The sequence below is a fragment of the Streptomyces calidiresistens genome (genome assembly GCF_014141525.1).
Classification (GTDB): domain Bacteria; phylum Actinomycetota; class Actinomycetes; order Streptomycetales; family Streptomycetaceae; genus Streptomyces; species Streptomyces calidiresistens.
Map to the genome: position 1 here is coordinate 1 of NZ_VKHS01000146.1, position 8,984 is coordinate 8,984.

8 protein-coding genes are annotated in these 8,984 nt (G+C 74.0%); all 8 read left to right on the forward strand.

Going from position 1 to position 8,984, the window contains the following annotated elements:
* The first annotated feature begins 128 nt into the window (after window positions 1-128).
* The 8 genes from FOE67_RS08980 to FOE67_RS09015 all read left to right on the forward strand — a co-directional run bounded on the left by FOE67_RS08980 (window position 129) and on the right by FOE67_RS09015 (window position 8,932).
* A complete protein-coding gene (locus tag FOE67_RS08980) occupies window positions 129-1,331 on the forward strand; it encodes a PucR family transcriptional regulator (protein ID WP_182662290.1) in 1,203 nt (400 codons plus the stop codon).
* Window positions 1,332-1,425: 94 nt separating this feature from the next.
* Window positions 1,426-2,400 carry an ACP S-malonyltransferase gene (locus FOE67_RS08985; RefSeq protein WP_182662292.1) on the forward strand — a complete coding sequence of 325 codons (975 nt, stop codon included), beginning with the start codon at window positions 1,426-1,428 and terminating at the stop codon, window positions 2,398-2,400.
* Between the two features lie 160 nt (window positions 2,401-2,560).
* A complete protein-coding gene (locus tag FOE67_RS08990) occupies window positions 2,561-3,565 on the forward strand; it encodes a ketoacyl-ACP synthase III (protein ID WP_182662295.1) in 1,005 nt (334 codons plus the stop codon).
* An 83-nt stretch (window positions 3,566-3,648) separates the two neighbouring features.
* Window positions 3,649-3,897, forward strand: coding sequence for an acyl carrier protein (locus FOE67_RS08995; protein ID WP_182605271.1), 249 nt, complete (start codon window positions 3,649-3,651; stop codon window positions 3,895-3,897).
* Between the two features lie 117 nt (window positions 3,898-4,014).
* Window positions 4,015-5,280, forward strand: coding sequence for a beta-ketoacyl-[acyl-carrier-protein] synthase family protein (locus FOE67_RS09000; RefSeq protein ID WP_182662297.1), 1,266 nt, complete (start codon window positions 4,015-4,017; stop codon window positions 5,278-5,280).
* 311 nt (window positions 5,281-5,591) lie between these two features.
* Complete coding sequence (locus tag FOE67_RS09005; RefSeq protein WP_182662298.1) at window positions 5,592-6,542, forward strand: SGNH/GDSL hydrolase family protein; 951 nt, start codon at window positions 5,592-5,594, stop codon at window positions 6,540-6,542.
* A gap of 204 nt (window positions 6,543-6,746) precedes the next feature.
* Window positions 6,747-7,922, forward strand: coding sequence for a mandelate racemase/muconate lactonizing enzyme family protein (locus FOE67_RS09010; RefSeq protein ID WP_182662300.1), 1,176 nt, complete (start codon window positions 6,747-6,749; stop codon window positions 7,920-7,922).
* Window positions 7,919-8,932, forward strand: a complete 1,014-nt coding sequence (locus tag FOE67_RS09015; RefSeq protein WP_182662302.1) for a zinc-dependent alcohol dehydrogenase — start codon at window positions 7,919-7,921, stop codon at window positions 8,930-8,932. Before FOE67_RS09010 ends, FOE67_RS09015 begins: the two co-directional genes overlap by 4 nt.
* The last annotated feature ends 52 nt before the right edge of the window (window positions 8,933-8,984 follow it).

An 8,984-nucleotide genomic window follows, 5' to 3' on the forward strand; every position in this document is an offset into this window, starting at 1 on the left:
CCTCTCCCCACCCCGGGCCCCTTTCCACTCTGCGCCGCCCGACCACCCGGCGCGAGCCGGGACCGGGGCGCCCGCGCCCGAACCCCGGCGAGTGAGCCGCGACACCCCCCGACCACGGCGGACGCGGCATGAGGCAGGCTGTGACCGTGCCCGAAGCCGATGACACCCACCCGCACGCCGCGACCGTCCGGAACCTGGAGCAGTCCGCGGGGAAACTCGCCGCCGCCGCCATCGCGCGGATGGACCGGAACCTCTCCTGGTACCGCGCCATGCCGCCGGAGAACCGATCCTGGATCGGGCTGGTCGCCCAGGCCGGCATCGCCGCCTTCACCGAGTGGTTCCGCCACCCGGAGACGCCACAGGCCATCAGCACCGATGTCTTCGGCACCGCCCCGCGCGAACTCACCCGGGCCATCACCCTGCGGCAGACCGTCGAGATGGTCCGCACCACCATCGAGGTGGTGGAGGCGGCGGTGGACGAGATCGCGGCCCCGGGGGGCGAGGAGGCACTGCGCAACGCCCTGCTGGTGTACGCCCGGGAGATCGCCTTCGCCACCGCGCAGGTCTACGCCCAGGCCGCCGAGGCACGGGGGGCCTGGGACGCCCGCCTGGAGTCCCTGGTGGTCAACGCCGTGGTCTCCGGGGAGATCGACGAGGGCGACATCTCCCGTGCCGCCGCGCTGGGATGGAAGTCGCCCGAGCACGTGACGGTGGTGCTGGGCAGCGCCCCCAACGGTGACAGCGAACTGACGGTGGAGGCGATCCGCCGGGCCGCGCGGTACGCCCGGCTCCAGGTGCTGACCGGGGTGCTGGGCAAACGGCTCGTGGTCATCGCGGGGGGCGCGGAGGACCCGCTGCGCGCCGCCAAGTCGCTGATCGGGCCGTTCGCTCCGGGCCCCGTGGTGGCCGGCCCGCCCGTGGCCGACCTGCCGGCGGCCACCCGGTCGGCGCGGGCCGCCGCCGCCGGCCTGCGGGCCTGCGCCGCCTGGCCCGACGCCCCCCGCCCGGTGCTCGCCGACGACCTGTTGCCGGAGCGGGCGATGGCCGGTGACCCGGTGGCCCGGGAACTGTTGGTGGAGGAGATCTACAGACCGCTGGAACAGGCCGGTTCGGCTCTGCTGGAGACCCTGAGCGTGTACCTGGAACAGGCCAGCAGCCTGGAGGGGGCGGCGCGGATCCTGTTCGTTCACCCCAACACCGTGCGGTACCGGCTGCGACGTGTGACGGACGTCACCGGGTGGTCGCCCTCCGAGGTCCGTTCGGCCTTCACACTGCGCATCGCCCTCATGCTGGGACGACTCGACGAGGGCGAGCCCGGTCCCCGGACTTGACGTCCCGCTTTGTGGGGCCGCGACAATTCCCCCGTCCGTTCTTCGTCCCGGTCCCCACCGGTGGGGACCGCCCGTCCCGAGAGAGAGTGTGGGAGTGCTCGTACTCGTCGCCCCCGGCCAGGGCTCCCAGACGCCCGGCTTCCTGACCCCGTGGCTGGACCTTCCCGGTGCCACCGACCGCCTGCGCGGCTGGTCGGAGGTGATCGGCCTGGACCTGCTGCACTTCGGTACCGAGGCCGACGCCGAGGAGATCCGTGACACCGCCGTGGCACAGCCACTGCTGGTGGCCTCCGCCCTGCTCTCCGCCGAGTACCTGCTCGCGGACACCGACGCCGGCACCGCGCCGTCGCCGCTCGCGCCGACCGCCGCGAACCGCGGGCCGGACGTCGTGGCCGGCCACAGCGTGGGCGAACTGGCCGCCGCCGCCGTCGCGGGGGTCCTCTCCCCCGAGGACGCGCTGCGCCTGGTGCGCCGGCGCGGCCTGGCCATGGCCGAGGCCGCCGCGGTCACCGCCACCGGCATGTCCGCCGTGCTCGGCGGCGACCCGGAGCAGGTCGCCGCCCACCTCGAACGACTGGGGCTGACCGCCGCCAACGCCAACGGTGGCGGACAGGTCGTCGCGGCGGGCACCCTGGAGCAGTTGGCCGCGCTCGCCGAGGACCGTCCCGAGCGGGCCCGGGTCATCCCCCTGAAGGTCGCCGGCGCCTTCCACACCGCGCACATGGCCCCGGCCGTCGAGGCGATGGCCGCCGCGGCCGGTGAACTGGAGCCCGTCGACCCGGTGGTGACCTGGGTCTCCAACGCCGACGGCGAGCCGGTCGCGTCCGGCAAGGAGGTCCTCGACCGTCTGGTCTCGCAGGTCTCCAACCCGGTGCGGTGGGACCTGTGCACGGAGACCTTCCTCGGGATGGGGGCCGACGCCCTGATCGAGCTGTGCCCCGGCGGGACCCTGACCGGCCTGGCCAAGCGCGCCATGAAGGGCGTGCGCACCGTCGCGGTGAAGACGCCCGACGACCTCCCCGCCGCCCGCGAGGTGCTCGCCGAGCACTCCGGCGGCGATGACCGGTGAGCCGCGCCCGGGCCGGGTACGCGCACCGCACGACGGCGCGCCGGGCGTGCCCGGGCCGACCGTTCCCCTCCCCGATCCGTCGGGGTCCGGCACGAGAGGCGGGCCACCGGCCCGTCCAGCAGCGAGCGGTGGGCAACCGCCGAGGAGGAGCCGCGACACCATGAGCGCCACCATCAGGGCGAGCCGGGGCGCACCCGCCGCGCGAATCCTCGGCGTCGGCGGATACCGCCCGAGCCGGGTCGTCCCCAACGAGACCATCCTGGAACACATCGACTCCTCCGACGAGTGGATCCGCTCGCGGTCCGGCATCGCGACCCGCCACTGGGCGGACGACCGCGAGACGGTGGAGGAGATGTCGGTGGCCGCCGCCGGGAAGGCACTGGCCAACGCGGGCATCCCGCCCGAGCGGGTCGGGGCCGTGGTCGTCTCCACCGTCTCCCACTTCGAGCAGACCCCGGCGATCGCCACCCGCATCGCCCACCGCCTGGGCGCCGGCAAGCCGGCCGCCTTCGACATCTCCGCCGCCTGCGCCGGCTTCGGCTACGGCCTGACCCTGGCCAAGGGCATGGTCGTCGAGGGCAGCGCCGAGTACGTCGTGGTGATCGGCGTGGAGCGGCTCTCCGACCTGACCGACCTGACCGACCGCACCACCTCCTTCCTGTTCGCCGACGGGGCGGGCGCCGTGGTGGTCGGTCCGGCCGAGCAGCCGGGCATCGGCCCGACCGTGTGGGGTTCGGAGGGCGACAAGGCGGGCACCATCGGACAGACCGTTCCCTGGGACGCCTACCGCGAGGGGCCCGTGGAGCGGTTCCCGGCGCTGCGACAGGACGGTCAGACCGTCTTCCGCTGGGCCGTGTACGAGATGGCGAAGGTCGCCCGACAGGCGCTGGAGGCGGCCGGGATCACGGCGGACGACCTGGACGCCTTCATCCCGCACCAGGCGAACATGCGGATCATCGATTCCCTGGTGAAGACGCTGGGCCTGCCGGAGCACGTCGCGGTGGCCCGGGACATCGAGACCTCGGGGAACACCTCGGCCGCCTCCATCCCGTTGGCGATGGAGCGGATGCTGGAGACCGGACAGGCGCGCAGCGGCGACACCGCTCTGGTCATCGGCTTCGGGGCGGGTCTCGTCTACGCAGCGGCTGTCGTTACCCTCCCCTAGCAGCACCACTCGCGCGTCCGGCCCGGCCGGTCGCCGTCCACACCGACGCGGCACCCGCCGCAGCACACCGAAGGAGCGCCGCAATGGCTGCCACCAAGGAAGAGATCATCGAGGGTCTCGCCGAGATCGTGAACGAGATCGCCGGTATCCCGGCCGAGGAGGTCACCGAGGAGAAGTCCTTCACCGACGACCTGGACGTGGACTCGCTGTCCATGGTCGAGGTGGTCGTGGCGGCCGAGGAGCGCTTCGACGTCAAGATCCCGGACGACGACGTCAAGAACCTGAAGACCGTGGGCGACGCCGTCTCCTACATCACCAGCCACCAGGGCTGAGCCCCCGGGCGCGGCCCGGGCCACACCTCCCGGGCCGCGCCCCACGCGGCCGGCACCACCCGTGTGCCGGCGGTGTCCCGCAGATCACCACCCCACGACCGGCGGAGAATCATTCCCGTGAACGCGACCCCTCGTAAGGTGCTCGTCACCGGTATCGGAGCGACCACCCCCCTCGCCGGCGACAGCGCCGGCACCTGGGAGGCCATGTTGGCCGGCCGTTCCGGCGTCCGTCCGCTCGATCGGGAGTGGGCCGCCGAACTGCCGGTGCGAATCGCGGCGACCGTGGCCGTGGAGCCGGCCGACGTGCTGCCGCGCCCGCTGGCCCGACGACTGGACCGCTCGGCCCAGTTCGCCCTGATCGCCGCCCGCGAGGCGTGGGCGGACGCCGGCTTCACCGGCCCGGCCGGTGAGGACAACCTGGTGGACCCGGACCGGCTGGGGGCCGTCATCGCCTCCGGCATCGGCGGGGTCACCACCCTGCTCGACCAGTACGACGTGCTCCGCGAGCGCGGCGCCCGGCGGGTCTCCCCGCACACCGTCCCGATGCTGATGCCCAACAGCCCGGCCGCCAACGTCGGCCTGGAGGTGGGTGCGCGGGCGGGCGTGCACACCCCGGTGAGCGCCTGCGCCTCCGGCGCCGAGGCGATCGGGTACGCGGTGGAGATGATCCGCACCGGACGCGCCGAGGTGGTGATCGCCGGGGGGACCGAGGCGGCCATCCACCCGCTGCCCATCGCGGCCTTCGCCAGCATGATGGCGATGTCGAAGAACAACGACGAGCCCGAGCGGGCCTCCCGCCCCTACGACACGGCCCGGGACGGGTTCGTCCTGGGCGAGGGCTCGGGCGTGGTCGTGCTGGAGTCCGCCGAGCACGCCGAGCGCCGCGGCGCCCGGGCCTACTGCGAGGTGGTCGGCCAGGGGCTGTCGGCCGACAGCCACCACATCGCCCAGCCGGAGCCCTCCGGGCGCGGGGTGGCCGCCGCGATCCAGAACCTCCTGGACGCCGGCGACCTGGACGTCTCGCAGCTGGTGCACGTCAACGCGCACGCGACCTCGACGCCACAGGGCGACGTGGCCGAGATCAAGGCCCTGCGCAAGGTGCTCGGGGACGTCGTGGACGGGGTGGCGATCTCCGCGACCAAGTCGATGACCGGTCACCTGCTGGGCGGCGCCGGGGGCATCGAGACGGTGGCCACGGTCCAGGCCCTGTACCACCGCACCGCACCGCCCACCGTCAACGTGGACGAACTCGACCCGGAGGTGGACGCGGACATCGTGCGCGGGGAGCCCCGGCGGCTGCCCTCCACGGGCACCCTCGTGGCGCTGAACAACTCCTTCGGCTTCGGCGGCCACAACGTCGTACTGGCGCTGCGCACGCTCTGACCACCGGGCCCGACCACATCCGGGGCGCGGAACCGGCTCACGCCGGTTCCGCGCCCCGTCGGTCGCCGGGTGTCGACGGCCCCCACGGGGGAGGGCCGTCGGCAGCCGGGGGCCGATCCGCGAGCCGGTTTTGCACCACCGGGCCGGCGGGGATCGCCGGGGCTCCTCGCGCGCCGCGTGACGACGGGTAATCTTTTACGCTTGCCCTGCGGGCGCGTCCGCGGAGCGGGCGATGCCACGGAACCCTCTCGTGTCCCCGGTTCCGCGGTCGCCCGCTCGTCCTTGTCGTCCCTTCCGCACCGGGGAGTCGAATGTCGCCGCGCCCCACGCCGCACGCCCTGACCACCACCGCCGGCGCCCTCGCCTGTCTGCTCGGCCTCGGCCTGCTGACCGGCTGCGGATCGGGCGCCGACCCCGGGGAGGGTGACGATCGCGGCGCGACCGCGGAAGCGACCCCCGACAACGGGGCCGGTGAACACGGGGACGACGGGGGCCGGGGGACGACGGACGCCGGTGCCGAGGCGGAGGCCGAGGCCGTTCCCGACGACGGTTCGCCCGTCCTGGTGGCCCTCGGGGATTCCATCACCACCGGTTTCGACTCCTGCGGGGTCCTCGCGGACTGCCCCGAGGTGTCCTGGAGCACCGGTACCGAGCCGGACGTGGAGAGCCTGGCGAGCCGCCTGGAGATCACCCGCACCTGGAACGAGGCGGTCTCCGGCGCCCGCATGGCCGACCTGCCCTCCCAGGCGCAGCGCGCCGCCGCCCGGGAGCCGGACCTGGTCACCGTGTTGATCGGGGCGAACGACGCCTGCGCCACGACTCCCGCGGCCATGACCCCGGTGGAGGACTTCCGCGCCGACTTCGAGGAGTCCGTGGGGATCATCCGCGAGGGGGCACCGGACGCCCGCCTGCTCGTGGCCAGCGTGCCCGACCTGCAACGGCTGTGGGAGGAGGGCCGGCAGTACCCGGAGGCCCTCCAGGTGTGGGGGTTCGGCATCTGTCCCTCGATGCTGGCCGATCCCGAGGCGATGACCCCGCAGGCGGAGGAGCGGCGCACGGAGGTGCGCGAGCGGGTGATGGAGTACAACACCGTGCTGGCCGAGGTGTGTGCCGAGGACGTCGACTGCCGGTACGACGACGGGGCGGTGTTCGGGTACACCTTCACCGCGGACGACCTGAGCGAGTGGGACTGGTTCCACCCCAGCCGGGAGGGCCAGCGGGTGCTGGCCGAGTTGGCGTACGAGCAATTCGGCGAGGAGTGAGGCCCGCGCCCCGGGGTCGGGGCGCGGGCGGACGGGCGGTGGATCCCCGGCGATCCGCCGCCCGTCGGCGTCCGCGGCGGGGGCGGCGCGGGTCGCGGTGTTGACAGCGCCGGGGAGCCTCATTACCGTCTCGACAGAATTTCGAACGCTGCTCGAAATATCGAACAGCGAACACGGCGAGCCGGATCGGACGGAAGGCCCCCTGTGCGCATCACCGGTATCAGCACCCACGTCGTCGGCACCCCCTGGCGCAACCTCACCCATGTCCTGGTCCATACCGACGAGGGACTGACCGGGGTCGGGGAAACCCGGATGCTCGGCCACACCGACGCCCTCCTGGGCTATCTCCGGGAGGCCGAGGTCAACCACATCGCCGGCTCCGACCCCTTCGCGATCGAGGACCTGGTGCGCCGGATGAAGTACGGCGACTACGGACGGGCCGGGGAGATCGTCATGTCCGGCATCGCCTGCGTCGAGATGGCGTGCTGGGACATCAAGGGCAAGGCCCTGGGGGTGCCGGTCTGGCAGCTGCTGGGCGGCCGGGCGAACACCGCCGACCCCCGGATCAAGGCCTACGCCAACGGTTGGTACACCGTCGAGCGCACCCCGGAGGCGTTCCACGCCGCCGCCCGCCGGGTGATCGACCGGGGGTACCGGGCCCTGAAGCTCGACCCCTTCGGCACCGGCAGTCTCGAACTGGACCACGCCGAGACGATGCGCTCGCTCGCCCTGGTGGAGGCGGTGCGCGACGCGATCGGCGAGGAGAACGAGCTGCTGCTGGAGATGCACGGCCGGTTCAGCCCCGCCACCGCGATCCGGCTCGCCCGGGAGATGGAGCCCTTCCGCCCCTCGTGGCTGGAGGAGCCGGTGCCGCCGGAGAACCTCAAGGCGCTCGCCAAGGTCGCCGCCCGGGTGAACATGCCGGTCGCCACCGGCGAGCGGATCCACGACCGGATCGAGTTCCGCGAGCTGTTCGAGTCCCAGGCCGTGGACATCATCCAACCCGATGTCGGCCACCTGGGCGGCATCTCCGAGACCCGCAAGCTCGCCGCCACCGCCGAGACCCACTACGTGCTGGTCGCCCCGCACAACGTGGGTGGGTCGGTGCTGACCGCCGCCAACCTGCAGATGGCGGGCTGCACCCCCAACTTCAAGATCCTGGAGCACTTCAACGACTTCGCCGACGCGGAGATCAAGAAGGTGGTCAAGGGGGCGCCCGAGGTGGTGGACGGCTACTTCGCCCTCCCCGAGGCCCCCGGCCTGGGCGTGGAGTTCGACGTGGACGCCGCCGCCGAGTTCCCCCAGCAGCGGGCCCACTTCGACCTGTGGGCCGAGGACTGGCACAAGCGGGACGGCGCACCGCGCGGGGCGCGTCCGTGAGTCGCCCCGGCCGGGCGGTGCTGGTGGAGGGTCCGCGCAGGCACCGGCTGATCGAGGTTCCGGTCCCGGTACCGGGCCCCGGCGAGGCACTGGTCCGGGTGCACGCCGCCGGACTGTGCGGCAGCGACCGCGAGCTCTACGAGGGCACCCGGGCGGAGGGGTACGTCCGCTACCCGATCGTGCCCGGTCACGAGTGGTCGGGCACCGTCGAGGCGGTGGGCGAGGGGGTGGAACGGTCCCTGGTCGGCCGCCGCACCGTGGGCGAGGGATTCCGCAACTGCCGCTCCTGCGCCCGCTGCCGGGCCGGGGAGACGAGCCTGTGCTCGGCCGGGTACGCCGAGACCGGGTTCACCCTGCCGGGTGCCTTCGCCGACCATCTGGTGCTGCCGGCCCGGCTGTTGCACCCGCTGCCCGACGACGCGGACGGGGACGCCGCCGCTCTGCTGGAGCCCGCGGCGGTGGCCGCCGCGGCGGTGCTGACCGCCGCCCCGCGCGCCGGGGAGCGGATCGCCGTGGTGGGCGCGGGCACCCTCGGGTTGCTCGCCCTGCACCTGCTCGCGGCCGGTGACCCGGCCGAGCTGGTGGCGGTCGATCCGCGTCGGCGGGCCGTGGAGCGCGCCCGGAAGGCGGGCGCCGACCGCGCCCGCCGGCCCGGGGACCCCGATCCGGGCGGCTACGACCTGGTGGTGGAGACGGCCGGCGCCCGCGGGAGCGCGGACGACGCCTGCCGGCTGGCCCGGCGTGGTGGTCGCGTGGTGCTCACCGGCATCCCGGCCCCCGGTGCGCGCGGCGTGGACCCGGTCCTCCTGGCCACCGCCCAACTCACCGTCTCCGGTGTCTTCGGCGCCCCCTCGGCCGCCTGGCGGCACGCCGTGCGGGCCTTCGCCGAGGGCGTCCTGCGGCCCGGTGAGCTGATCACCCACCGTCTGCCGCTCCCGGCCTTCGCCGAGGCGGTGGAGTTGGCGGGAGGCGGTGATCCGGAGGCGGGAAAGGTCCTGCTGGTGCCCTGAAGCCCGCCCGTGCCGCCCGCCGGCGGGGCGTCGTCCCCCGGTGCTCCCCGCC